Origin of the sequence: Photobacterium carnosum (assembly GCF_002849605.1) — a bacterium.
Taxonomy (GTDB): domain Bacteria; phylum Pseudomonadota; class Gammaproteobacteria; order Enterobacterales; family Vibrionaceae; genus Photobacterium; species Photobacterium carnosum.
This window is the reverse complement of sequence record NZ_NPIB01000007.1, coordinates 65240-91299: the sequence shown is the minus strand read 5'-3', so window position 1 is coordinate 91299 and position 26060 is coordinate 65240. Positions and strand designations below refer to the sequence as shown.

24 protein-coding genes and 1 pseudogene are annotated in these 26060 nt (G+C 35.5%); 14 read left to right on the top strand and 11 right to left on the bottom strand.

Going from position 1 to position 26060, the window contains the following annotated elements; translation table 11 throughout:
- The first annotated feature begins 133 nt into the window (after positions 1-133).
- Positions 134-1306 carry a YcjF family protein gene (locus CIK00_RS08195; RefSeq protein ID WP_101768401.1) on the top strand — a complete coding sequence of 391 codons (1173 nt, stop codon included), beginning with the start codon at positions 134-136 and terminating at the stop codon, positions 1304-1306.
- The gene (locus CIK00_RS08190) at positions 1303-2844 is read left to right on the top strand and encodes a GTPase family protein (RefSeq protein ID WP_101768400.1); all 1542 of its coding nucleotides are present in this window, start codon (positions 1303-1305) and stop codon (positions 2842-2844) included. The genes CIK00_RS08195 and CIK00_RS08190 overlap by 4 nt, the downstream gene beginning before the upstream one ends.
- Positions 2845-2908: 64 nt before the next feature.
- Here CIK00_RS08190 and CIK00_RS08185 read toward each other — a convergent pair whose 3' ends face one another.
- The 3 genes from CIK00_RS08185 to CIK00_RS08175 form a co-directional block, all read right to left on the bottom strand.
- Positions 2909-3931, bottom strand: coding sequence for an acyltransferase (locus CIK00_RS08185; protein WP_101768399.1), 1023 nt, complete (start codon positions 3929-3931; stop codon positions 2909-2911).
- 203 nt (positions 3932-4134) lie between these two features.
- Entirely contained in the window at positions 4135-4827 is a 693-nt protein-coding gene (locus CIK00_RS08180) for a DUF3334 family protein (RefSeq protein WP_101768398.1), read from the bottom strand.
- A 169-nt stretch (positions 4828-4996) separates the two neighbouring features.
- The gene (locus CIK00_RS08175; protein ID WP_101768397.1) at positions 4997-5353 is read right to left on the bottom strand and encodes a glutathione S-transferase N-terminal domain-containing protein; all 357 of its coding nucleotides are present in this window, start codon (positions 5351-5353) and stop codon (positions 4997-4999) included.
- A 294-nt stretch (positions 5354-5647) separates the two neighbouring features.
- Here CIK00_RS08175 and CIK00_RS08170 point away from each other — a divergent pair, with 294 nt between their 5' ends.
- The 6 genes from CIK00_RS08170 (at position 5648) to CIK00_RS08145 (ending at position 12518) form a co-directional block, all read left to right on the top strand.
- On the top strand, positions 5648-6640 hold the full coding sequence (locus CIK00_RS08170; RefSeq protein ID WP_232615587.1) for a response regulator: 993 nt from the start codon (positions 5648-5650) through the stop codon (positions 6638-6640).
- A complete protein-coding gene (locus CIK00_RS08165; RefSeq protein ID WP_101768396.1) occupies positions 6637-7662 on the top strand; it encodes a sensor domain-containing diguanylate cyclase in 1026 nt (341 codons plus the stop codon). Before CIK00_RS08170 ends, CIK00_RS08165 begins: the two co-directional genes overlap by 4 nt.
- A gap of 100 nt (positions 7663-7762) precedes the next feature.
- Positions 7763-8491 carry a tRNA-uridine aminocarboxypropyltransferase gene (locus CIK00_RS08160; RefSeq protein ID WP_101768395.1) on the top strand — a complete coding sequence of 243 codons (729 nt, stop codon included), beginning with the start codon at positions 7763-7765 and terminating at the stop codon, positions 8489-8491.
- A gap of 162 nt (positions 8492-8653) precedes the next feature.
- On the top strand, positions 8654-9565 hold the full coding sequence (gene nagK, locus CIK00_RS08155; protein ID WP_101768394.1) for an N-acetylglucosamine kinase: 912 nt from the start codon (positions 8654-8656) through the stop codon (positions 9563-9565).
- A 138-nt stretch (positions 9566-9703) separates the two neighbouring features.
- Positions 9704-10984: a DEAD/DEAH box helicase gene (locus tag CIK00_RS08150; RefSeq protein ID WP_101768393.1), complete on the top strand. Its 1281-nt coding sequence runs from the start codon at positions 9704-9706 to the stop codon at positions 10982-10984.
- Positions 10985-11195: 211 nt separating this feature from the next.
- On the top strand, positions 11196-12518 hold the full coding sequence (locus CIK00_RS08145; RefSeq protein WP_101768392.1) for a GGDEF domain-containing protein: 1323 nt from the start codon (positions 11196-11198) through the stop codon (positions 12516-12518).
- An 81-nt stretch (positions 12519-12599) separates the two neighbouring features.
- Here the strand turns inward: CIK00_RS08145 and CIK00_RS08140 are convergent, their stop codons facing one another.
- Together CIK00_RS08140 and CIK00_RS08135 are read right to left on the bottom strand one after the other, a co-directional pair.
- On the bottom strand, positions 12600-14018 hold the full coding sequence (locus CIK00_RS08140; RefSeq protein WP_101768391.1) for a basic amino acid/polyamine antiporter: 1419 nt from the start codon (positions 14016-14018) through the stop codon (positions 12600-12602).
- Positions 14019-14218: 200 nt separating this feature from the next.
- Positions 14219-14689, bottom strand: coding sequence for a SulA-like leucine-rich domain-containing protein (locus tag CIK00_RS08135; RefSeq protein ID WP_232600980.1), 471 nt, complete (start codon positions 14687-14689; stop codon positions 14219-14221).
- A 470-nt stretch (positions 14690-15159) separates the two neighbouring features.
- Here CIK00_RS08135 and CIK00_RS21525 point away from each other — a divergent pair.
- Positions 15160-15317, top strand: a pseudogene (locus CIK00_RS21525) (N-acetyltransferase); the annotation flags it as partial.
- A 183-nt stretch (positions 15318-15500) separates the two neighbouring features.
- Positions 15501-15857 carry a hypothetical protein gene (locus CIK00_RS08125; protein WP_101768390.1) on the top strand — a complete coding sequence of 119 codons (357 nt, stop codon included), beginning with the start codon at positions 15501-15503 and terminating at the stop codon, positions 15855-15857.
- A gap of 129 nt (positions 15858-15986) precedes the next feature.
- On the opposite strand, the gene CIK00_RS08120 is transcribed toward CIK00_RS08125, so the two are convergent.
- The 4 genes from CIK00_RS08120 to CIK00_RS08105 all read right to left on the bottom strand — a co-directional run bounded on the left by CIK00_RS08120 (position 15987) and on the right by CIK00_RS08105 (position 19964).
- A complete protein-coding gene (locus tag CIK00_RS08120) occupies positions 15987-16559 on the bottom strand; it encodes a DUF2913 family protein (protein ID WP_101768389.1) in 573 nt (190 codons plus the stop codon).
- Between the two features lie 226 nt (positions 16560-16785).
- Entirely contained in the window at positions 16786-18030 is a 1245-nt protein-coding gene (locus tag CIK00_RS08115; protein ID WP_101768388.1) for a cysteine desulfurase-like protein, read from the bottom strand.
- Entirely contained in the window at positions 18020-18670 is a 651-nt protein-coding gene (locus tag CIK00_RS08110; RefSeq protein ID WP_101768387.1) for a 2OG-Fe dioxygenase family protein, read from the bottom strand. The genes CIK00_RS08115 and CIK00_RS08110 overlap by 11 nt, the downstream gene beginning before the upstream one ends.
- A 286-nt stretch (positions 18671-18956) precedes the next feature.
- Positions 18957-19964: a substrate-binding domain-containing protein gene (locus CIK00_RS08105; protein WP_101768386.1), complete on the bottom strand. Its 1008-nt coding sequence runs from the start codon at positions 19962-19964 to the stop codon at positions 18957-18959.
- Positions 19965-20667: 703 nt separating this feature from the next.
- On the opposite strand from CIK00_RS08105, the gene CIK00_RS08100 reads away from it, so the two are divergent.
- A complete protein-coding gene (locus CIK00_RS08100; protein WP_101768385.1) occupies positions 20668-21189 on the top strand; it encodes a hypothetical protein in 522 nt (173 codons plus the stop codon).
- A 263-nt stretch (positions 21190-21452) separates the two neighbouring features.
- On the opposite strand, the gene CIK00_RS08095 is transcribed toward CIK00_RS08100, so the two are convergent.
- Positions 21453-22814 (bottom strand): phosphatidylserine decarboxylase family protein, encoded by a 1362-nt coding sequence (locus CIK00_RS08095; RefSeq protein ID WP_101768384.1) that lies wholly within the window; start codon positions 22812-22814, stop codon positions 21453-21455.
- A 484-nt stretch (positions 22815-23298) separates the two neighbouring features.
- Here CIK00_RS08095 and hpf point away from each other — a divergent pair, with 484 nt between their 5' ends.
- Positions 23299-23688 carry a ribosome hibernation-promoting factor, HPF/YfiA family gene (hpf, locus tag CIK00_RS08090; protein WP_101768383.1) on the top strand — a complete coding sequence of 130 codons (390 nt, stop codon included), beginning with the start codon at positions 23299-23301 and terminating at the stop codon, positions 23686-23688.
- 101 nt (positions 23689-23789) lie between these two features.
- On the opposite strand, the gene CIK00_RS08085 is transcribed toward hpf, so the two are convergent.
- Positions 23790-24563 (bottom strand): class I SAM-dependent DNA methyltransferase, encoded by a 774-nt coding sequence (locus CIK00_RS08085; RefSeq protein ID WP_101768382.1) that lies wholly within the window; start codon positions 24561-24563, stop codon positions 23790-23792.
- 341 nt (positions 24564-24904) lie between these two features.
- Here CIK00_RS08085 and CIK00_RS08080 point away from each other — a divergent pair, with 341 nt between their 5' ends.
- Positions 24905-25597: a pseudouridine synthase gene (locus CIK00_RS08080; RefSeq protein WP_101768381.1), complete on the top strand. Its 693-nt coding sequence runs from the start codon at positions 24905-24907 to the stop codon at positions 25595-25597.
- 71 nt (positions 25598-25668) lie between these two features.
- On the top strand, positions 25669-26037 hold the full coding sequence (locus tag CIK00_RS08075; RefSeq protein WP_101768380.1) for a spore gernimation protein: 369 nt from the start codon (positions 25669-25671) through the stop codon (positions 26035-26037).
- Positions 26038-26060 lie beyond the last annotated feature (23 nt).

Below are 26060 nucleotides of genomic sequence, written 5' to 3'. Positions count from 1 at the left end.
CTTATAAATAAGAGAATAATCATTAAGGTTATTCTCTTTTTTTCATTTAGTGCTATTTTGCTAGTATTGATTAAATAGCCATATGTGCAGATTTGATGTATGGCTTGCTTGTTATTTGCGATATGAAGGTAATATGAATCGCTTCTTTAAGAAAATTTACCAATATATAAATCCCTCTATGAATCCTGATTTAGCCCCAGCGTTTGATGAATGGCAGAAACATATTCCAACGTTATGGCTGTTAGGTAAAACAGGGGCAGGAAAATCAACTATTATCCAAACGCTTACTGGGAATAGTTTGGTTGAAATAGGCAATGGTTTTCAGCCATGTACTCGTACCGCGCATCATTATCTCTACCCTGCAGAAAATCCATTAGTGTGTTTTTTAGATACACGAGGATTAGGTGAGGCGGATTACGATCCCATTGAAGACATTGCAATGTGTAGTGGTAAAAGCCATGCATTAATGGTGGTGATGAAAGCGGAAGAGCCAGAACAATCTGGGTTATTAACGGCACTAAAACAAATTAAACGTAGCGGTGCGATCAAACATTTATTGGTTATTCATACTGCCGTGAACAGTATTGTGGATGCTCAAGAACGCCAACGTGCGATTGAATATAATCATCAGCGAGTGATGGATGTGTGGGGTATAAAACCAGCCCAGTGGCAATCAGAAACGGCTACCACCTATCAGCCGATTGTGGTTGATTTTATTCCTGAGGATCAACAGTTTATTGGTGTTGATATCTTACACCATGCTTTAACGGATGCGCTTCCAATGTTGAGTTTGTTATCTAATCAACAAGCCCATACTAATCGCGAAGAACAAAATTTTTACCAGTTACGTCAAGAGGTTCTCTGGTATGCAGGGGCAGCGGGGGCGAGTGATGCCATTCCTGCGGTTGGGTTATTCAGTGTGCCTGCTATTCAAGGGAAAATGCTGCATAGCCTTGCGAATCAATATGGCGTTAGTTGGAATAAAAAAGATTACGCAGAATTTGTGGGTATGTTAGGTTCTGGCTTTTTGTTGCAATATTTATCTAAATTGGGGCTTAACCAGTTAGTTAAATTTATTCCAGCATACGGTCAAACGGTGGGGAGTGCGACCGCGGCTGCGATGAGTTTCTCATCAACTTATGCGATTGGTCGTGCAGCTTGTATGTATTTATATCATCGTAGTAAAGGTGAGTCGATTTCAAAAGACCAAATTAAACTGGCTTATCAACAAGCATTTAAGACGGTAAAGCAGGTTGCTGATCGACAGCAGTTAAGTAAATCGGCACCTAAAAAGGATCACGAATGAAACGGGTGAATAAAAGTTATCAGCTAATTAATCAACTTTCTGAAGGTTTCTTACCATTATTGATGTTGGCAGTGTGTTTGCCCATTATGGTATTGGCGGGGTTTGGTGTTGTTGATCTGATTCAACAAGGGCAGTGGCTATTATTTTTCGCCATTATTGCTGGTGGTTGTTTATTGGCTTTCCTACCTTATTGGTGGTTACGTCGTAAACGTGTCGTGGCGGATGCTGTTATGGATGATATTGCACCATTACATGTGGCAGCTAATCCACAGTGGAGTGAGCACGATCAGCAAGTCTGGCAACAAATGGCATTGGTGATTGATAAACAGTTAGCCGAGGATGCTGCATGGGAAAGCCTACAAGCACATGCTTATGTCTTGGTTGCTGATGTTGCTGCGCAGTACCATCAACAATCGAGCTCGCAAAAATTGGCTTTTACTGCGCCTGAATTTTTAATGATGGTTGAAGAGGTAAGTCGTCGTTATCGTCACTTTCTACAACAACATGTTCCTTTTTCTGAGAAGATCACGCTAACGAGCCTTAAACAAGGTTACGCGATTAAAGATAAGATGGGATATGCAAAAAGTGCTTATGATGTCTATCGATTATTCCGCATAGCCACACCGACAGGCTGGTTAGCCGAAGTACGCGGTTTAGTTGTCGGTAAGTTGTTTGATGATGTTAGTGCTGAAGTTCAAAGCAAATTAAAAGCGACGTTATTACAAGAAGTCGCATCAGTAGCGATTGATTTATACAGTGGTCGCTTTAAGCTTGATGATGCAGCAGTTCCACACAGTCAACTTCAAGATCACGATCAGCAAGCAACCGCCATTGCCGTAGAACCATTGCGGGTAGCCGTTGTTGGTCAAGTGAGTGCGGGTAAGTCATCGGTTATTAATGGGTTATTGGGTGAGATTGCAGCTGAAGTAAGTGCGTTACCATCAACAGACAAAGCTACAACCTATAAATGTGAAGTTGAAGGGCTCGATTTAATCAATCTGATTGATTTACCCGGCATTGATGGCAGTGCTGAGACTGAGAAAAAATTACTGAAACAAATGACTGAAAGTGATGTGGTTATTTGGATATTGAAGGCCAATCAATCGTCACGCCAATTAGATGTTACTCTAAAATCGGCATTTGATTTGTTTTATAAGCAACCTGAAAATCAGCAACGAAAAGCACCGAAAGTGATCATGTTGGTTAACCAAGTTGATAAACTTAAACCGGTTGATGAATGGTTACCACCGTATGATCTTGAGTTACCACAAACGGACAAAGGGCAAATTATTAGTGATGCAGTGAAGTATAACCGTGAGGTAATGCACGCTGAGTATATTCTGCCATTTTCCGTGAGTAGTGATCGTATTCCGTATAATCTTGATAGCTTGCAATCACAGTTACAACAGGTATATCAAGATGGGATCAATACCCAGTTAAACCGTCGTCGCGCGCAAGGTGAAACGATTGATTATAGTGAGCAAGCAAAACGGTTATATCGCTTAGGTAAACTGGTGTTTGATGCGGCAACGAAATAATAGTTATTGCTAAAATAATTAAGCCCTTATGATTTAGTGATTATAAGGGCTTTAAATTATTAGTTTAACGTACTAGATATCTTGTTATTGATGTTTTACGTAGACAACGAACGATTATTATCGAAACGGTTAATACTACGGGCACCGCAAAAAGGCTAGCAATAATCGGATTAATATTCAAAATACTGATGATATTGAGGTAATAAATCACAATAAGTAAATGGCAGAGATATATACCCAGAACATCTTTGCTTAATGAGTGAATGATTTTATAGTTACCTAAGTTAGGTTTTGCTAATAAAATAAAGAAAATACCTAATGCCCATAACGGTGTACCAAATAGGAAATCGTGGAAAAAAGTTCCATTTTCTTGCAGTGAAAGGTAATTAGCTTCACCGATAAATAAGCCAAATCCAACGAGCATCATTATTATGCTGTTTTTCAGACTAACGCTAATATTACGGCGGCGAACTTCAAATCCAAGCATGATCATAAAAGTACTGAAAAATGGACCATTACGCGTAAAAATCGGTGAACTTAATTCTGTTATTTGAGCATAGCTACCTGCCATTAAGCCAAAAATAAATAACAGAGTAGCCACTGGAATAATTAAGCGAGATAACTTCAAACGAAGTAAAACGGTAATGATAGTTAAACCGCTGAGTAACCCTGGAATATACCAAAGATGTACTAATCCACCTTCAAATAAGGTATTTAATGGTGCTGTAAGCAGTTTTTGCCAATAAAAAAGACGTTCAGTAAAATATCCTTCAGTTGCCACAATATGAAAGTTAAACGGTAAAATTAAGTAAATAATGCTCCATGATACCCACATGATGAGTAATGGGCGAGCATAGCGCCATAGATAAGGGATCCGTTCGGTTGTTAAACGTGGTTGAATAAAATAACCCGCTATAATAAAAAATAACGGTACTGCAAACCGACTGACTTGATTGAGTCCCATGCCTAACAAGGGTTGATCATCAAATAATGGCGCTTGCATGAATATTTGGCTATGCAAAGCAATAATGGCAATCGTGGCAATAACTCGACCAAATTCAAAGCTGGCGATACGATGTTGAGACATGACGATAAACTCACAAACGAAAGTGGTGTCGAAATTATATGGAATTAAGGATTTTGTAAATTGTATTATGGAAGTGAATTATGTTATTGATCACAGAATTAAATTTATGATCAATAAAAGTAAATACTTTAATTAAGAATGGAAGGTAAAGAGGTAACAATATGTGTATTAAAGTTACCTAACTATTCAAATTAAGGCTGCTTTTACAGTCCAAGTTGATCCAGTAAATCTTGATTGGCGTGATTGTTTTCTGTGTTTTTATTGAATGAAATTACTGGGTTTTGTTGTTGTTGAGCGTCATAAGCCGTTTCAAAAATAGCATCAGGATCTTGCTCATCAATCTCAAATTCTTCTAATTGAATAAATTCAGTTTTATCCATTGCTAATTCAAGATAGAAAATATTATTTTTTGCAGTTGTAAAACTAACACGACGTACTTGAGGACGATCAAGATTAGTATCAACAGAAAGAATAATTTGTTTATGCAGAGCGAGCATTTTTGGCTGGTTTTGGGTAATTGAGATGTTTAATTCTCTGCCAATTTTCCCCGTAAAATCACCAACAACTTGATTCATTAATTCACCTAAAATATTAGCGACATCATCAGCAGTATGATGAATAGCAATATCTGTGTCAGGAAAGCCCATTCTGAGCATATAATTTTGATAAAGTTCCATTGCGGCAGTAGCGGAAAAATTAGTGACGACTAATCCTGTGAAGCCACCATCAAATAAAACAAAGCAACCAATATCAGGTTTTAAGCTTGTTTTATTGATTTTTTGTACCATAGGAGAATATTTAATGTGGCTTTCTGTTGCACGTGATAATACATCAGCTAGAGAGTGACATAATTTAATTAAAATATCGTCGGTAGTTATCGTATGATTTTTTTGCATATACAGCCCTGTAAAACGTATTTGTAACCAATAAATAAAAATTCAGTAGTTAAAAGCCGATAGCTAGGTCGCTTTTATACTACAACTTTAAAGTGTAATAAAAGCTATCGGCTTATACGGTAAGGACTTAAATGGTTATTTGAGTTTATTGTGTGAATTATTGGTGATCTTATGCGAAACGTTTATCTAAGTACGCAATAATATCGTTTGATTCATACATCCAAGTCACTTGGCCATTTTCTTCAATACGTAGGCAAGGTACGGTACGTTTTCCACCTTGTTCTAATAGTTCTTGACCCCATGGTGAAATTTTTGCATTACGAGTTGCTAGTGGGATATTTAGACGTTTAGCATGGCGACGTACTTTTACACAAAACGGACAGGTTTCAAATTGATAAAGTTGCATATTAGCGACAGCAGTATCAATTTCTTGTTGAGCCGTTGCTGACCGCTCTATACCACGCGGAGAAAATAGTGAGTTAAGTAAAAGAATGATTTTACCTACGAACCAACGAAGTGCTTTCATGTTTTATCCTATGGCTGATTATAAAAATTATATCGTGATTCTATTATAAAAATGTCAGCGGGTAACTATATTGTAAGATATATCGGTGGGTTATTACCTTGCATTAACTGTTAGAAAGATTATCAGTACATGTTAATCAATCGATATTGATGGTTAATAATACGATTTTATTTTTGTTTTAGTGATAATTAGTGGAACTAAGATCAATATTTAGATGTATGTCACTGAATGCATAAGTTTAAGGTGCGGCATAATGTTGCTTTGCTTTATACTTGATTAAGGTTTGGTGGGTAAGTGATTAATCTGATGATTAATAATATAAATATTCTCATTTGTGATGATTCAGTATTAGTTCATAAATCAATTACACGTCTATTACAGTCATGCAGTAATGCGACTTTTTTCTATGCCGAGAATGGAAAAGAGGGCCTTGATTGTCTAAAAAATAGTGATATTGATATTATGTTTTTAGACTTAACTATGCCTGTAATGGATGGTTTTAGTGTAATGAAATCCTTACCTGTCCGTGAATATAACACCACGATCATTGTATTATCCGCTGATGTACAATTAACCGCTGTGGAAAGAAGCCTAGCATTAGGCGCTGATTATTTTTTATCTAAACCATTTAACCATGATGAATTAATAGAACTATCGCAACGGTTAGGATTGATTTTTGATCGTACTCAATTACCGTTATTAGATTCGCATTTAGATAATAATCCTATTGAGAGTATTCGTGAATTAGCCAATATCGCTTTAGGGCGAGGTGCGGCAATTATTTCTGATCATCTTGGTGATTTCATTAAAATGCCATTACCGAATGTTGCATTTATGACAAGCAGTGACTTATCAATGGCGATTGCAGATGTTCGTAATGATCATGGATTAATTGCTATTACCCAACGTTTTGTTGGTGGTGGGATTCACGGTGAGGCCTTAGTTGAATTACATGGTGATGATATTTATTTGTTTGGTGAAAAACTTGGGTTTAGTCAAACGGATGAATATAAAAATGAAGTGATTATTGATATTGCTAATTTAATGGTTTCTTCTTTTTTAGTGGCGTTATCGGAACAAATTTCAATTCCATTTTCTGTGCGTCAGCCGATTGTTTTAGAAGAATATATGAACTCACATAGTACGGATTGTGAGATGCAGACTTTTTTTACCATTGAATATACCTATAAAGCTGAAATATTAGACGTTGAGTGTGAAGTCTTATTTATTATGGATAGTCATTCTCTAGCAATCATGAATAACAAAGTGATGGAATCATTAAATTGAACGAAATATCTTTAGCTGATTTTTATTTGACAATGCAAGTATTAGATAATCTTGATGCGGGTGTTGTTATATTAGATGAAAACTATAATGTTTGTGCATGGAATACCTTTATGCAAGCTTATAGCAGTATTTCTAATGTTGAAATAATAGGGAAATCATTATTTGAGGTTGTACCTGATTTACCAGAATCATGGTTACAGAGTAAAATAAAATCGACATTTAAATTACGAATGCGATCATTTTCAGCATGGGAAGATCGACCATGGGTATTTCGGTTTTTGAATTTTTGTCCAATTTCTGGTAGTTCAGATATCATGTTTCAAAATATGACTTTAACACCATTACGTTCATTATCTGGTGAATATAAACATATTTGTTTAACGATCACTGATGTTACTGATATCGCTAAAAATAAAAACCATCTTCATGAATCAAATAAACAACTGACATATTTAAGTATTACTGATCGATTAACACAGCTTTATAATCGAGGTCATTGGGAAAACTGTTTAGCGGATGCTTTTGATTATTGTCATCAAACACAAATACCAGCTACATTGATTATGTTTGATATCGACTATTTTAAACGTGTTAATGATACCTATGGTCATGTCGCGGGGGATGGGGTCATTAAAGTGATTGCTGATGTATTACTGCGCACTAAACGTCAAACCGATATTGCAGGACGCTACGGTGGTGAAGAGTTTGGTATTATTCTTCCTGGGACGTCTGCTGAGTTAGCCGGGTATTTTACGGAAAGATTACGCAATCGTATTGAACAAGAAACTGTATTTGATGATCAGCGGGGTGTTATAAAAGTCACGATTAGCTTAGGTGTCTGTGAGTGGAATTCGACCTTAACTGATTATAAGTCGTGGCTAGAGAAATCTGATTTAGCTTTATATGAATCAAAGAAAAGGGGCCGTAATACGACCACCATTATTAATAGCGATAATTGTTTTAAAAACAGTAAAGGCGAGTTTGTTTTATCGAATAACAATGAGCATATGCCCATAAAATAGGCAATAGTTAGCTGCCAATCTGATAATACAGATAATGACTGTATGTTTAGTGGGGGTTTCGGTAACATGCTGGCGTTTTCCTGTTTTTAGGTCAGTCGCTATGCGCATTCATGTTATACATACTCTTTATGAGGAACGTCTTGCACGTTCAACTCGTCCTTTTCTTGCCCGTGGTTCTAAAGTCCAACGTTGTCGTCAGTGCATGTTGCGTACGCATTTGTGTGTTTGTGAACATCGTCCATTAGCGACATCAAATGCGGCTTTTTTGTTGGTTATGTTTGATGATGAGATTCTAAAGCCAAGTAATACAGGGCGTTTAATTGCCGATGTATTTGAAGATACTTTTGCTTATATTTGGTCTCGAACTGAACCTAATGCAGAAATGCTAGCATTATTAGATGATCCTCAATGGCAACCCTATGTTGTTTTTCCTGCTGAATATGCACCGGAGAGAGAAGTTACGACGGTGACACTTGAGGCTGGAAAGCGTCCATTATTTATTATGCTAGATGGTAGTTGGGCAGAAGCAAAAAAAATGTTCCGTAAGAGTCCATATCTTGATCGGTTCCCATTATTATCAATTAATCCAGATAAACCGTCTCGGTATAAAATGCGTGAAGCATCAAAGGCAAATCAATTAGGAACTGCTGAAGTTGCAGCGCGTATTATTGATTTATTTGGTGAGCACCATAATGCTGAATTATTAGATTTATGGTTCGATGTTTTTCGTGAAAATTATATCGCAGGTAAAATGAATCGCCAATTACCTGAATACTCATCGTTATCTATATTAGAAAAATTCATGTTATCCGATGATGCTGCATTATAAAAATGTGATGTTAATTGGATAATATTAAAAGCCATTTGAACAATAACTGATGAATTGAGTCGTAGATCACAGTCATTTTTAGTCTAAATGTGGATAATTTTGAGTATATTTAATGAGTTATAGACTCATAGTGTGGTTAAACATTATTTGTAGGAGAATCGGATGTACTACGGCTTTGATGTAGGCGGAACCAAAATTGAATTTGGTGCATTTAATGAAAAACTAGAACGTGTAGCAACAGAGCGTGTACCAACACCGAGTAATGATTACGATAAACTGATTGATACTATTGTTTCAATTATTACTGCGGCAGATATAAAATTCGGTTGTGAAGGTTCGGTCGGGCTGGGTATTCCTGGAATTGAGGATGCACGAGATGGCACCGTATTAACATCAAATATTCCTTCCGCTAAAGGTAAAACCTTACGTAAAGATTTAGAAGCTAAGCTAGGTCGAAGTGTTAGCCTTGATAATGACGCAAACTGTTTTGCTCTGTCTGAAGCGTGGGATGATGAACACAAAGATGCGCCATCAGTCTTAGGCCTTATTTTAGGCACTGGTTTTGGTGGGGGAATGATCTTTAATGGTAAAGTTTTCGCAGGCTTAAACCATGTAGGTGGTGAATTAGGACATATGCGTTTACCGTTAGATGCATGGTTATACATGGGTGAACAAGCACCATTGTTTGATTGCGGCTGTGGTCAAAAAGGCTGTATGGATAATTATTTATCAGGCCGTGGTTTTGAGCAAATTTATGCACATTATTATGGTGAAAAACTAAAAGCGATTGAAATAATTGAACGCAATGCTGCGGGTGATAAAAAAGCCCAGCAGCACGTTGATCGTTTTATGGAAGTGTTAGCAATGTGTCTTGCTAATTTATTCACTGGTATTGATCCTCATGTTGTTGTATTAGGTGGCGGTTTATCTAATTTTGAATTAATTTATGATGAACTACCAAAGCGTTTGCCTAAATATTTATTGTCCGTTTCACAAGCGCCTAAAATTGTAAAAGCCAAACATGGTGATGCAGGTGGTGTTCGTGGTGCTGCATTCTTGAATATTAAACAGTAGTTATTATATAAATAACGAAGATTTATGTTGTAACAAAAAGCACTTCATGACGAAGTGCTTTTTTTTTGTGTTAGAATTCGCGCTTGTTTTCTTATACCGATCTATTGGTATAAGCGTATTTATTGCTAGGAATACACTATGTCGTTTGAAACGCTCGGCCTTCACCCTAAATTATTGCAAGTTGTGACAGAGTTAGGTTATGAACAACCAACAGATGTGCAACTACAAGCAATCCCATTAGCATTAGCTGGGGATGATGTGATGGCAGGGGCACAAACGGGTACCGGAAAAACAGCAGCATTTGCGCTCCCTATTTTACAACGTTTAATGACATTACCGTCATTAGCTGAACAGGAAACTGAAGACGCTAAGCCTCAACAAGGTGCCAAAATTCGAGCTTTAGTTATTACACCTACTCGAGAATTGGCACAGCAAGTTTATGATAGTTTTGTTGCATACAGTAAATATAGCGAGTTGAAAGTAGCGGTCGCTTATGGCGGCACCAGCATGAATGTTCAAATTAAAGCATTAAGAGCGGGTGTTGATATTCTGATTGCGACGCCTGGACGTTTACTTGATCATGTTTTTGTCGGTAATGTTTCGTTAGCAAATGTTGAAACATTTGTACTTGACGAAGCTGATCGCATGCTTGATATGGGGTTTATTGTTGATATTAACCGTATCATGAGACGTATGCCGGCAGAACGTCAAACCTTATTCTTTTCTGCTACTTTTTCAAAGCAGGTGAAAAAATTAGCCTGTACTATTTTAACTGAACCTAAAATGGTAGAAGTAACACCTAAAAATATTGCTGCCGATACTGTTCAGCAAATGGTATATCCAGTTGATAAAAAGCGTAAATCTGAATTGTTGGCTTATTTAATTGGTTCACGTAATTGGCAACAAGTATTAGTGTTTACTAAAACTAAACAAGGCTCAGATCAATTAGCTAAAAGTTTAGGTTTAGACGGCATTAAAGCGGTATCTATCAATGGTGATAAGAGTCAAGGTGCTCGTCAGCGCGCGCTTGATGATTTCAAGGCGGGTAAAGTTCGTGTGCTTGTCGCAACAGATATCGCTGCTCGTGGTTTAGATATCCAACAGCTAGAGTATGTTGTTAATTTCGACTTACCGTTTAATGCTGAAGATTATGTTCACCGTATTGGGCGTACAGGTCGAGCAGGTAATACGGGTTATGCCATCACGCTAATGAGCCTTGATGAAGAATGGGCATTAAAAGCGATTGAAGAACTATTAAATACACGCTTACCACAGCAATGGCTTGAAGGTTATGAACCCGATCCTAGTTTAATTGAAACGACATCTGTTCATCGTGGAGCATCGGCAGAAAAACGTCGTGCTAAAGCCAAAAATAAGGTACATCAAAATCGCGGTAAGAATACTCAACGCCGTCGTTAAATAAGCGTTATTATTAACTCAAAATGATCATAAACACCGCCGATAACGCGGTGTTTTTTATTGATATGAAACTAATTTAAAAATATTTTATTTTAACTGTAAATCATTAGTAAAATTAGTTGTTTAACCTAATGTTGTCTGTTATTTTGTCGCCCTTGCTTGTAATATTTCGCTTTTATTTTTATAAGCTCTGATGTTGTTAGAGGGATTTATGACAGGGTTAAATAAAGGGCTTCGATTCATTGTTTTATTCTTAGTCTGTTTTACTATTGCCACATATGGGTGGTTTATTCTTGGCGGTGCAAAAAAGGAGTATATTGTTGCCCCTACAAATAGTACATATAAAATTATTGATGATTCTGGTCAAAATGGAGCGTCAACAACAAAGCTAAATATTCATAAACGAAATATATTACTAGAATGTAACCTTGTTAATAAAGCAAAGTGGCCATTTTGTGAAATTGCGATAGCATTAACTGATTCGATTGATAATGGCATTGATTTAAGTTCGTATCATTCTGTTGGGCTTGATATTGATTATACAAGTCCTCTTAAAGGGGAAAGAGTACGTGTTTATTTGCGTAATTTTGATCCTATTTATGCTAATGTTAATGATCCATTATCATTGAAGTTTAATGCGATTGAATATTCCCCAGGTACTGACCAAGGATTACAAATATTCCCATTACGCTCATTCCAAGTATTATCTTGGTGGATCGCAGAGAATAACATTCCTGTAAATAAAGCAAATCGCCAATTTGATAATATCTCAATCATTGAAATTGCAACCGGAAGTTATGTTAAAGAAGCATATTATGCTATTAAGTTAAATCGCTTAGTCTTCTATGGTGATTGGATAACAGAATCAGCTTTAGTAAAGTTATTATTATTATTATGGGTAACAACCGCTGTTGTTGTTATTTTTGTTGAACGTTTTCTTCTTAATAAAAAAATAAAAACATCAGAAGCGCATAGCCAGCACTTACGAGATGCTAATAGGTTGCTTTATAATAAAAGTTTGAAATTTGAATATTTAGCTTGTACCGATCCATTAACTCGTATTCGAAATAGACATACTGTAACTGAATGGTTAGAAGAAATAATTATTCAGACAAGAGCAAATAATATTCCTTTTTCAATGATTTTTATCGATCTTGATTATTTTAAATCAGTTAATGATACCTATGGTCATAATTTTGGTGATGAGGTTTTAATTAAATTCACCACGACTGTTGAGACATTAATACGTAGGTCTGATGTATTTGTTCGCTGGGGTGGGGAAGAATTTGTTATTTTCTGCCCTGAAACAAATATGAAAAATACGGTTGAAATTGCTGAACGTATTAGAGAAACAATTATGATGAAAAAGTGGGAGTTTGATAAAGACTTTCACTTAACGTGCAGTTTAGGTATTGCTGAATTAGTTGATGAAACGAGTGAAGATTTGATCAAGCGTGCAGACTTAGCGTTGTTAAAAGCTAAAAAAATGGGACGTAATCGAACTGAAATAAGTTGGGAACACCACTTAAAATAATAACATAATAAAAAGCCGTGATTTATATACTTTTCTTAATTGAAAGTATATAAATACACGGCATTTTGCTACTTTAATAAATTAGCTCTCTAATACAATATGCCCAGTGGCCACCATATAAACAGCAAAAATAGCTAAAATAATCAGTAGGACAACAAAAATACGTTCTTTACCCACAAAGTAAGGTTGGTTTAGTTCTTTCTTTGCTTTTATAAAGAAATACAGACCAGGTAGGTACAGTAGAGAAGCTAATAATAAGTGGCTTAAACCTGAGGCATAAAGTAACCAGATGCCATAAATCGTAGCGCCTAAACCAATAAACAATAACATACCACGGTTTTTATTTTTGATAGCAAGTTTAAGGGTATACGCAGCCACAAGGAAATAAGGTACTAAAATCATTTCAGAGGCAATAATTAATAAAGAGTTATAGGTGCCACCAGCATAAATAACCACAAATAATGAGATTTGAATACAAATAATAGTAAGGTTCAGAGCCTTAATCGATGTACCAGCACTATTTTCTTTAGCATAAGCTTTTGGAAACATATTATTTTGTGCTGCAAGCAATGGTGCTTCTGTCGCTAATACTGTCCAACTTAAAAATGCACCACTGACCGAAACTAATAAACCACAGCCAATAATAACTGAACCCCATGGGCCAATAACATGTTCCAAAACAAGTGCCATTGATGGATTTTGGAATTTTGCTAGTTCAGGTGTAGAGATGACTCCCATAGACAGTAAAGTAACGAATACATAAATAACAAGGGCTGTTAATAGACCTAGAATCGTTGCTCGACCAATATCACGACGATTACGTGCTCGTGAGGAGACGATAACTGCACCTTCAACACCAATAAACACCCATACAGTAATAAGCATGGTGCTTTTAACTTGATTCAGTAGATCATGCTGGGCACCAAAGTGTAATCCAGTGAAATCAAAAGTGAACGTATGCCATTTAAATGCAATCAAGGTAATAAAGATAAAGAGGACTAATGGGATTAGCTTTGCAACCGTTGTTATTGCATTAATTGTTGCTGCAGTTTGTACGCCACGTCTTACAGAAGCATAGACGAGCCATAATAAAACCGAAGCACCAACAATCGACTGCCAAGTATTACCCATGCCAAAAATAATATGGCCAGGTTTGTCAAAAAACATACCAAGAGTACTGAATACAATCACTAAATAGGAAACGTTAGCTAGCATAGCGCTAAGCCAATAACCCCATGCAGAACAAAATCCAACAAAGTCGCCAAAACCGGCTTGTGCGTAGCCAAAGACGCCGCTATTAATATTTGGTTTTAATAATGATAAAATTTGAAAAGACATTGCAAGGAAAATCATGCCAACACCCGTAATGGTCCAGCCAATTATGACGGCAGCCGGACTTGCAACAGCAGCCATATTTTGTGGCAAACTGAATACTCCCGCACCTATCATTGAGCCGATTACAAATGCAGTTAATGCACCAAATCCGAGCTTATTATCCATTCTGAAACCTAGTATTTAAATTTGAATTTCCTTGATTATATGGATTTTCATTATACGTAAAAGCTATTTCTACTATTTTTAATAATTAATTAAGCACGATTTTAAATAAAAATACTTTTTTTGTTTGTATCCCATTATTAACTTTATATAATAATAAGGATACAGCAACTTAATAGCAACATTATAGGTTGTAAAGTGACTTAATGGAATGTTAATTGAGCTTTAACATTTTGATTTAGTACAAACGCTAATGTTTTACTTTGTTTTGCTGCCATTGTAATTATAGTGGTATTAAACGTTTCAATTTCACCCGAAACAATCACTGCAGAACAATTACCCATTTCTAATGCTTTTACCACTAGTAAATGTTTACTTTGGTTTTTTATGTTTTTAAGTAAAAGCACTTTATTTAGATCAATACCGGCATTGATTAATAAGCGCTTATCTAATAATGCATCTTGGCCGATAAACATTATCCAACGGTTTTCTTGATTCGCTTGTTTAAGTAAACGTAAGAAATATGCTAATTGGGCTTGTTGCTGTTCGCTATAGCTGACTTCAATTGAAATAACCCTTGGCGGAGATTGATAAATGTCTGCATGAGAACTCAATGTCGCTTTATAAGCATCAGAAGCTGTAATAGATTTTTGAGTATGCATTAGTGATTTCATAGTACCATCTCCGATAGTGGTTATATATACATGCTGTATGTACATACAGTAGTTTTAATTGAGTTTGGATGCAAGCATTATTTATCGATGTTTGGTTATTGAAGGCATACTTATCAATGGATAATATTTGACATGGGGTTTCTACTAACATGTTGTTAATTAATGAATATATTGCATTACTTTGTATTTTAACGTTGTGGTTTTCTAGCGATAATTAGAATTTAATAAAGTTACATTATAAAAATATGCGGTATCTCACGTTCAATATATACAGTGGTTTTACTGAGTATTTGATGATTGATACAGTACTGTGAATACGATTTTTTCTCAGTACTATTTAATCAAATGAACCAGAAAAAATTACAAATAATGAATTGTTACTGATTCAGCGTTTAACGTATTAAAAATTGTATCAACAACCATGGTATGACAAGTAGAGGTATACCGTGAGCGTTACTTAGGTGTAAATTCATGGGGGTATTATTGGAACCTTTATTGGCAGTAACAGCAGAGGTCAAGGGTGTATCATTTGTTATTTCAAGTTACGTTTGAGGTTGAAAAACAGAAAGGGGATGAAAAACTGTTTGCTTATGTTCGTTGTGATAATGAGCGAGCGTTGGCCGTATATCATATGGTCGACATCTTCTTAAGGTTTCAGCCATGTCATGCCAAAAAATATTTAAGATTTTTATACGCTAAAATATACTCGTAAGTTACCGTTAGTTTATGAAAAATAATAATTATGTTTTAGAGAGCGTTGTATTATCTCTAAATAGATATAATAAAAAAAACAATCAAATAAGGTAATCCAATGTTAAATAATCCAATGATTTCATTAATGGTTAATTTTGTTGATTTACAATCAGATCAAAATATTTTACCAGCAAGAAAGTATATTACAGGTGATAGCTTATCTTATTTACCTAAAGTGGGTGATGTTTTAGCGGTGGAAATTGATATTAATAGTCAGCTGGCTGTTTCTTTATCTATTAATGATTTACGTTTTTTCAATGATACCCATGAACAACCTCAAGTTCCTGCTAAATGTTACGTTGTAAAACAAATAACAACAAAATTAATGGTCAATGATGCTTGTGATAACGTTGATTATTTATTAGAAGAAGTATCTTTTGTTGAGGCAAGAAAAATGTTCATTAATAAACAGTAAATAAAATAATACTGTTTATTATCAAGAAGGGTTTATAATTTTTGAATTGTAATAATTTGAAATATTCATTAACCAATGAGTAAGTTATTAGAATAGAGCTGACTCATTGGTATTTTCATACAGTAAAAATTATAATCTAAAGAGTTCAACACGAAGGTGGCTTTCATCTTCATATGCAATTACAGATTGAAAATAACCACTTTGATCTATTGCAGCAGAAAATATATCTTTATGTTCAGTGCTGCCAATGAATAAAAGTTGAGTTGATTTGATCATTAGTCCATCATCATCAAAACTAGACGTTAAATCTTCATCAACCACACACACCAATACTTTACCAAAACGAGCATTAAGATTGATATTATGTGCGAGTGAATATTGCACTTGGGTATGCAATTGAGCTTCAACATCTTCAATGAGGTCAACAAAACGATAAAGGTCTGTTGAACTGGTTTGCAAAATTCGCTCTCGATCATTATTAAGTATTGATTCTAAACAGACACCTACTTTTCTACCGCGCAATAACCAACTTTTCGTCGATTTCTTAACCGTACGATATTTATCATTCTTGATGATTTTTTTTAGGTACTGAACAAGTAGATTATTTTGCTCAGTCTGTGTCAGCCGTTTATCAAGCTTTTTAAATTCTAGATGTAGTAGAGCATTAGTACTAATATCGAGTAGTTGTTGAGACTGGTTCATTGGTGTACCGAATTGGAGCGGGTTAGATGATAATATCATACTATTACTGATGTAAGATAATAGATAAATGCGTTAATTGTAAATTATAGAAATTAGCGCAATCATTTGTTTCCTTGAGTGATATTACTCCTTTTACTCTGATTAAGCATACTTTGTTTTTCTAATAAACCTAAGTGACATGTTGCATTTTTATTGGTTTTTTATTTTTGGTTGCTGAAGATAAGGGTTATTTGAGGGTTAAGTAGCAATTAAGAGCCTCAAATAAGGTGTCAATTTCGTTAAAGGTATTGTAATGCATGCACCCAATACGGATAACACCACCATTATCGATAAGGTTTAATTGTTCACATAAACCTTGAGCATAAAAATGACCATGCCAGACGCAGATATTTTGTTTTCCTAATGCGATAGCAACGTCTGCTGGTTGGATGCCGTTAATACGAATAGCAAAGGTGGGAGTGCGATGTTGCTCATGCGGTAAGCCAAACAATTGCACATTATTATAACGATGTAATTTATTAATAAAGTAGTGGCTTAGTGTTTGTTCATAGGTTTGGTAAGCGTCAAAACTTCGACTTAGATGCTGGCGTAATGACAATGCTTGTGTGTCTAAAGTTCGACTATAAGCGGCTAAATAATCAACGGCAGCAATAAAACCCGCCAAACTTTCAAAATTTTGCGTACCTGTTTCAAACCGTGCCGGTCCATTATTTGGGGCGGGTTCAACTTTATAAGGGCGTAATGATTGAATCCATTGCGGTGCGATATAAGCAATACCAAGGTGAGGCCCAAAGAATTTATAAGCTGAGCAAACTAAAAAGTCACAGTCTAATGCTTGTACATCAATTAATCGGTGTGGTGCGTAATGCACAGCATCCACATACACTTTGGCACCGACGGCATGAGCTGCGGTGATAATGCGTTGCACGTCAATAAGTGATCCTGTCACGTTTGAAGCGTACGTTACTGCCACTAATTTAGTACGAGGTGTGAGTAGGGCGTTGAAATGCTCATAATCTAAATCACAGGTAGTTTGGTTGATACGTACTTGATGTACTGTTGCACCTTTATCTTCTGCGGCCTGTTGCCAACTTGAAACATTAGAATAATGATCGAGTGCCGTAACAATTACCTCATCACCTTTCTGCCAATCACGACTAATCGCTCGACTTAATTGAAAGGTCAGTGTGGTCATATTCGCGCCAAAGATCATGTTGTTTATTGAAGGGGCGTTAACTAATGTTTGCGCCGCATGACGCGCTGTTGCCATTAATGTGGATGTTTCAATACTAGAGAAAAAAACGCCACCTAAGTTTGAATTGAAATGACCTAAATAGTGACTCATGGCATTTAAAACTGATTGAGGAACCTGCGATCCACCGGGTCCATCAAATAAACACACTGGGCGGTTATTAATGCGTTGATTGAGTGCTGGAAATAATGATCGAATGGTCATGGGATCAAATGTCATGTTGGATCTCCTTGGTGGTCAATACAAAGACATCCCAATAACCTTGTTGATGTTTTTTTATTGCTTTAATAGGGTGAGCGTTATGCCACAAGATATTATCAGCCAGAATTGCCATTTCACCGTGTTGTAATGTGGTACATAGAAAAGGCGATGCGGTTTTATCTTTATAAACTAAGAACTCACCACCTTTAATGTTATGACGATCAATCCCAATGACGGCAATATGTTCAAAACCATCTTGATGAATACCCTCTGGTGAAGTCGGTGTTTCGCCATTGAGTACTGCTATACGTATTTGATGAATCTCAATGGGTTGACCATCAGGTAAGGCATTGGCTTGTTGAAACAACTCACACATTTCTAACATGCCATCACAATAAATCAGATCATCATCTAGGGCTTCAAAGTGACGTACGACGTTACCCTGAAAATGATTAATATCATTAGACTGTACAAAGTCAGTTGGCGGTAAGTGATCTATTCTGCCGTTATGAATACGAATAATAGAATAGCGACGTAAACGGTATTTTCCATCAGCATGTGCGGTTTGAGGTAGATGTTTAAAGGAGGGGGCAAGTTCATTCACTGCATGATCACTAAGTTGCGTTAATTGTAAATTACATATTAGTGGTATGTTCATTTTACCTCTCCTATATGTGTATCACTTACAATTAGGGTTAGCTAAAAAACTGAATATTACAAATTTAATCGACTATTTATTCAATAGAAAATACAAAAATGAAGTATAAATCTATATTCTATGGTTATGTTGAAGTTTTAAGATGTTTCTTGTGATTAAGGATTAACACCCCATACTGCTTTTATAAGGTGTAATAAAGTAAGTCGACGTATTTTATGATGAATAAGAATAATCAACCAATGAATATACATAGTCATTAGTTGATTATTTTTTATAAATAAGGTGATTAAGTTAATATTTTATTTATAACAGAGTTACGTTTGACAAGTATTGGTGAAAAAACACGAGGTATAGTATTTATATTATTATCATTAATTAAATTTAACGCTAATTTTGTGGCTTCTTCAGCCATAAGATAGATCGGATAGCGAATAGTGGTCAATTGTGGACGTACATACCGAGCGATTAAACCGTCATCAAAACCTATTACAGAAAGATTATCGGGTACTTTAACCCCATTATCTTCAAGAATATTAATTGCACCTGCTGCCATATTATCGTTGTAGGTAACAACGGCTGAAATGGGTAATGATTTTGACAGCAAGTTTGTCATTGCTTGTTCACCACCTTCAATATACGGTTCGGTGGTTTCTATGTAACTTTCATTTAGCTCTATATTATAGGCGGCTAGTGCGTCTTTATAACCTTGTAATCGTTGGGTTGCATCTTCTATATCGTGTGATGAGTTGATATAAGCAATATGTGTATGACCGTGACGAAGGAGGTATTCAGTCGCAATATAAGTACCTTTGGTATTATTAAGTGAAATACAACGATCTGCCAGTTCAGGAATATAGCGATTAATTAAAACCAAAGATTTTACTTGTTGTGCATAATCAATGAGAGCTTGATCTGAAAGTCCCTTTGAATGAATAACGAGTGCATCACAGCGGCTGTTTATAAGTAAATTGATGGCTTTTCTTTCATCCTCCGCTCGATGATAACCATTACCAATTAAAAGGTTTTTACCATTTTGTTGAGCGATAGTGTCAACGGCTTTTACTAATGTACCAAAGAAAGGATCAGAGACATCACCGACCAATACACCCACCGTATTTGTATGATGGCTAGCAAGAGCCCGTGCTGCAAGGTTAGGTTGGTAATTTAAATTGGTAATTGCAGTCGTTACCGCGAGAACAGAGGCTTTACTTGCTTTAGGTGAGTGGTTTAATACACGTGATACCGTTGCTACAGAGACGCCAGCCTCACGAGCAACATCTTTAATTGTTGCCATAGATGCTCTCAAATTAAATGTCACTATTGTGTGGATCAATCTTGGTGACAGATAATATTGTCGTTTATTATAAAATGAGTTTGTTATTATAAAGCTATCTTATTACATATCATACTGAATTTTAAAAGATTAACAGAAAAGCATATTGTAAACGAAATCAAAAAAGAAAAAGCACTGCGGCCAGTGCTTTTAGGGAATATGTTGAATTTTAATTATTGAATCTGAATGTGTACCTAAGACACCTATTTCGTAACTGAACTTAGTTTTTAAACTAATAGATTGTGATGACATAGTGTGTAGGGCCTTATTTTATTTTTTATTATTACTTGATATTTAGGTCCTAACTGTGATCCACTACAAATTAGTGGAAGCGGTTACATTAAATATTTCGTTTTGAAATATAGCGCACAAAAACAAGCGTATTTTACTTAGATTACTAGCAAATAATTACGCGTAAATGTAATGTTAAAAGTGAGATGGTTTGAATTTTAGAGCAAATTAATAGAATTATTGAGGTGTAAATGATTCGTAGTGGTATCGGTTACACTTAATTGTTTTGTGATTATCGTTCTATTAATAACGTTTAAAATTGATACTAATTAAATAACAATAATATTGTATTTTTGAGTGTCTCTTTTAATAGGTAAATAGCGCTATTATGGTATTAATATTTTTGTATGATGAATCTAACTAAGGATAATTTATGAAGATTTTAGCGATACCTGGGAAAATGCCAATTACTGAATCATGGTTATTAAAAATAATATCAGCAACCCAGTGGCGACAGGAAACGGTTGATATGCATCGATTTGTCGCATGGAAGAATGAGCAAGCTTTTAGTGTTGATAACGAAATAAGTTATCTTCCATCTGGGCATTTTGATGTTGTGATCACCAAATCTATTGGATGTTTAATTACCCTTAAGGCACAAAAGGCCATTACTTGGGATCGGCTAGTATTGATTGGTGTTGCGTGGAGTCTATTTTCAGAGTCAGAACGTGAATTGCTACCTACACTTGAAAAGAAAAGTCAGCCGGTATTAATTATTCAAGAAAAGCACGATCCTTTTGGATCTTATGCTGAGATTGCCGCAGAGGTTGCAGGTAAACATAATATTCATTGTGTAGAAGTCGGTGGAGATAGGCACCAGTATACGGATACAGAAGCTATTGGTGAGTTAATTAATCATTGGGTCAAAGAAACGGGTACTGTGGCTACATTATAAATTGTGTTTGTTACACATTAAGTAAGTATAAATCTGTTTTTCCTTTGTCATTATTGATCGGGTACTAATATACATTAAGCCTTTTATTGTTAATGACAAAGGATATTGGTATGAATAAAAATATAAACATCGCGATAATTCTTTTTGTTGTTGGGCAGAAGCGCATTAAGCCATAATAAACGAGTGTGGATTGGAAGGTTAAGGTATAAAAAAAGCAGTCTAATTTAGACTGCTTCAGTATTTATATAATACATCTTAAAAAGCTATTTACTTTTTACTGTCGCAATTCGAGAACATACTGGAATATTAGTCGCATCAAGACCTGGCGCTGTATTATGAAAATCAAATTCAAGCTCAACGTCTGGTTTGAAGATTAAGCAATGTGTAGAGCCACCAAAGTGGAACATACCTAGTTCATCACCTTTATCAATATGTTGGCCTTCTTCTACAGTAACAGCACAAGAAGATACTTCAGCCATACCAATAGCAATGAAACACATTAAGCCAATGTTAGGATTGTCTGATTCAATAAAGATCACTGCGCGTGTTGCAACAGCAGTTAAGAAAGGCTGCGAATTATTTGGTGCGCTATCATCAGCGCCATCAGGATTACTAAAGCCTTGGTAGCGATTGCCTAAGTAGTATGAGCCGTTAACCATGTAAGTCTTTTTAACTGTACCACTTACTGGGCTGTTCCAACGGTGGTAGCTTAATGCACTAAGGAATGCTTGATAAACCGTACCACCTACAAATTGCTCTGCTAGTGGGTCAAAAGCCATCATGTTTTCTAATGAATAAGGTTGACCTTTAAGCCAGAAATTTGAAGATTTAGCGACGTTGGTAACAACTTGTAATGGTGCTGACTCACAGGCGTTAGCAATAATATCATCACCTTCAGCAATAGGTCTTACGCCGTCTTTAAATGTACGCGTAAAGAAGTCATCCCATGATTTAAAACCATAGTGTTGATCTGTTGGATCACAGTTAAAGAAATGCTCAAACGGCTTATTATAATTTTCTGAATCACTTGCTTCTGCCTGACAAGCAACCGTAACCATTTCTTTTTGTGCGTTATCACTTAACCAACCAAAGACTTTTGGTGTGCGATCTGGATGGTTTTCAATTAATACTGATCGTGATGCTGGAGATGAAAGGTACAAACTCCAGTAAGTAAGAATCTTCTTAAATTGTTGGTTAACAAGTTCGTTAGCAAAGAATGCATAACCTGAATCTGTTGCCATTGGCCAATCAAGTAGCGCATTAATAGGGAAACCAATTAAACCACAAGGTTCAAGTGCACCTGTTTTAGGATCTAAAAACTCAGTGCACTCGGGAGCTTGCGTCATTATATGGTTAAGAAGAACTAAAAATTCATCAAAGTCGTTAACTTCAGGGGTTTCTAATGGCGTTAATTCTTTGTGGCTTTTCGCTTCACTAAACATATCTTGTGAAAGACGTAATAACGTCGGATCATTTTCAACTAACTCTTTAAAATCTATAATCGGTTGAGCGATTGAGTTAGATGTTAAATGCGTACGTGTTTTTAAATCTTTAATCCAAGCAGCAATATGTGCTTTGTTTTTAGGAAGCCAATTGCCTTTTATTAGAGGGTATGTCTGATTCATAATTCTATACCAAATGAGAAATTAAATTTAAAAACGCTAAAGCATAAACAACATATTTAAAGATATATGTTGCATTTACATTAGCGGTACTAACTATTTAAGTCATTATCTAAAATCTAAAGGTTAAAACTCAAAATTACATAATCAATTATTATAAATAGGTAATTAAATAAGATTTAAATAGTAGTGAGATAAAACATAGACCAAATTAATCATTTAGATCTAATTATTAGGTATATATTTTTTTGGTTAAATAATAGTGATTAAAAAATGACATTTTGTCTGTAATATAAACGTATCTATAATTTATGGCTGTTATTTGCACGAAACAAGGGGCGTTTGTGCTTGATTTGACAGCAGTTATTAAATTGGGTGTTAAGTGTTATGATTTTAAATTGTGATCTGCGTCACGTTTTGTTTTTTAATTTAGGTTCATGTTAATAACACAAACAATAAATAACTTAATAAATTATTGGTGGAAAATATGACTTTAAAAGTAATTGCTAAAGGTTTTGAATTACCTGAATATATGGAAGCTCACATTGAATCTGAGTTTGCTAAATTTGATAAATTCCAAGTGGCTTTTCATAGCCGTAATGTATTTATGAAGCTAGAACCAGGCCGTCAATTTATTGTCGAAATTGCGGTTAAGACTAGTGTTGGTGATATTGAAGCATCAGCTGATGAAAAAGAATTAAGCGAAGCACTAAGCGCAGCATTTGCACGTTTAGAGCGTCAAATTATCAAGAAAAAAGAAAAACCATTAGCTCACCGTTCTGAATCAAACGATCGTGATAAAGAAAATTTTCTTAAAGAAGAAGAAGCTGCCGCAGAAGCTGCTGCTGATGTAGTTATCGCTGAAAACGACAAATAATAGTGTTGGCTTAGTAGGGTGCTATAAAGGCTCTCTATTAGAGTAATATTAATTGTTAAGCTGATGAGGCCTCGATCAATGTATGTTGATCGAGGCTTTTTTTATGCCGCCTGTTGGCTGGTAACAGTATTTTCTTTTTTTACACACACAAAAATAGCATTACCTGATTGGCCATTCCACGGTACGATTTTATCGTAGCTGTGTTCGAACATGGTGACATCAAAAAATGGCGCTAATAATTGTTGTAATTGAACAAAGTTTATTGCCACCATTGGGTGATTATCACGCCAAGATTGCGTTACATTGTCACTTGTTTTCTCAATATGAAGTTGTAATTGTTGATGCTCACCCTCGCCACTGTAATTCCAGCCTGATTGAAACATAAAATGGTTATCTTCAAATTCAGTTGTGTGGCGTACAAAAGAGCGGTTATCGATTTTATTTTTATCAACGGCATTGAAACAAAAAACGCCATCCTGAGTTAAGGCATTAAATGCACTTTCAATACATTGCATCAATTTTTCAATATTGGCGTTGTAGTGCAATGAATATAAGAAGCAAGTAATTAAATCTAATGGCGCATCAACTGTGAAGTTACACATATCGTGTTGGATAAACGTTGCTTGAGGGCAACGCTGTTGAGCAATGTTCAGCATTGGCTGATTAATATCTAAGCCACTTGCTTGATAACCATAACCCATAAAATGTTCAACATGAGGACCAGTACCACAAGCAAGATCAAGGTAACGAGTGCCTTGATTACCAAATAGCTGGTGGAGTCTGCGGACACAATTACTTTGTTCTTGGTAATCGATATCAGCACACATTAAATCATAGTAGCCAGACAAATCAGTGTATAAAGCGTTATAAGACATTGTTAACCTAATGATTATAAAGAAATTATGTTGGTTATGGTAATCGTACTATTACCAAAGTTGCGCGATATTAGCCTAGCTTTATTATTGCGACAAACAATATTTAGTAAATTAATAAAATTATTGAGATAGATCTCATTTAATACCTTTTTGGTATATGTGTTGATGTTCAATATTAAGCCGTTGAAATAAGCGTCATTTGTAAGATTAATTGGTAGATAAAGGCGTTTATTGATGATGATCGGATAAGCATTGAAAGTGGATAGATTAAATCTAAGTCTAGTGGTTGCTTATTATTGACGGACAAGGATAATAATCGCTTTATAAATAGCGATGTTTCTATGCGTCTTGATAAATTTGTTTGTAAAAGTACGGCATTCACAAAAGCGCAAGCCATTGCTTCTATTACTCAAGGTGATGTTCAGGTTAATGGCACCGTGATCACCGATATTTCGGCTCAAGTTCATGAAAATAATGATGTGACTCTTGTTGGTGAGCAACTTTGTTCACGTCCATTTCGTTATCTATTAATGAATAAATCATCGCAAACAATTTGTTCTAATATTGACGAAGTTTACCCATCGCTATTTAACTATATTGATATAGAACGCCCACAAGAGCTACATATTGTGGGGCGGTTAGACGCAGATACGACAGGATTAGTCCTTATTACTGATGATGGTCGATGGTCGTTTAATATTACCTCTCCTAATAAATTATGCCCTAAAGTGTATCGAGTACACCTTCGTCAGTCCATTGATGTAAGTGCTAAGCATTTGTTTGCTCAAGGAATTAAGTTGCAAGGTGAACCTCAGCTGACTGCGCCTGCAATATTAACTATCGTTGATGATAAACAAGTGTTATTAACGATCACTGAAGGTAAATTTCATCAAGTGAAACGTATGTTTGCTAGTATTGGCAATAAAGTAATGGGCTTGCATCGAGAGAGTATTGGATGCGTGACTTTAGATGTTGATGAGGGCCAATGGCGTTATTTAACGGTTGATGAAATCAAGTCATTAGGCCAATTATAAATATAATTTGTACTGTGATGTATTTGTCTAAGTAGATATCACAGTATATAAAATAAAATGAGGATAAATCGGTGAAAAAAAGTCAATTAGGTTTTCTTGTGGTAGCGGCAACAATGTTATTAGCAGGCTGTAGTGAGGCAACGGTTACAGCATCACCTATTAAAAATGTTGATACAGTGTCGGTTACATCACCTGATGATATTGATGTGTTTTGTCCAACAGGTATTTGTACCTTTGAATTATCAACGACGGCACCGACTAAAGTCACGGTTACTATGCATTATGACTACACTAAGCTTTACACTAAAATTGAAGGGGTGAGTGTTATTGGTGACGGTGCTAAAAATGCTAAAGTGGTTGATGAAGATCAATTTACTGTTGAACTAACGAAAAAGAATACACCTGTAAAAATTGAAGTAATTGATTTTTATCGTAATTAAATAGATTATTACAAACAATATCA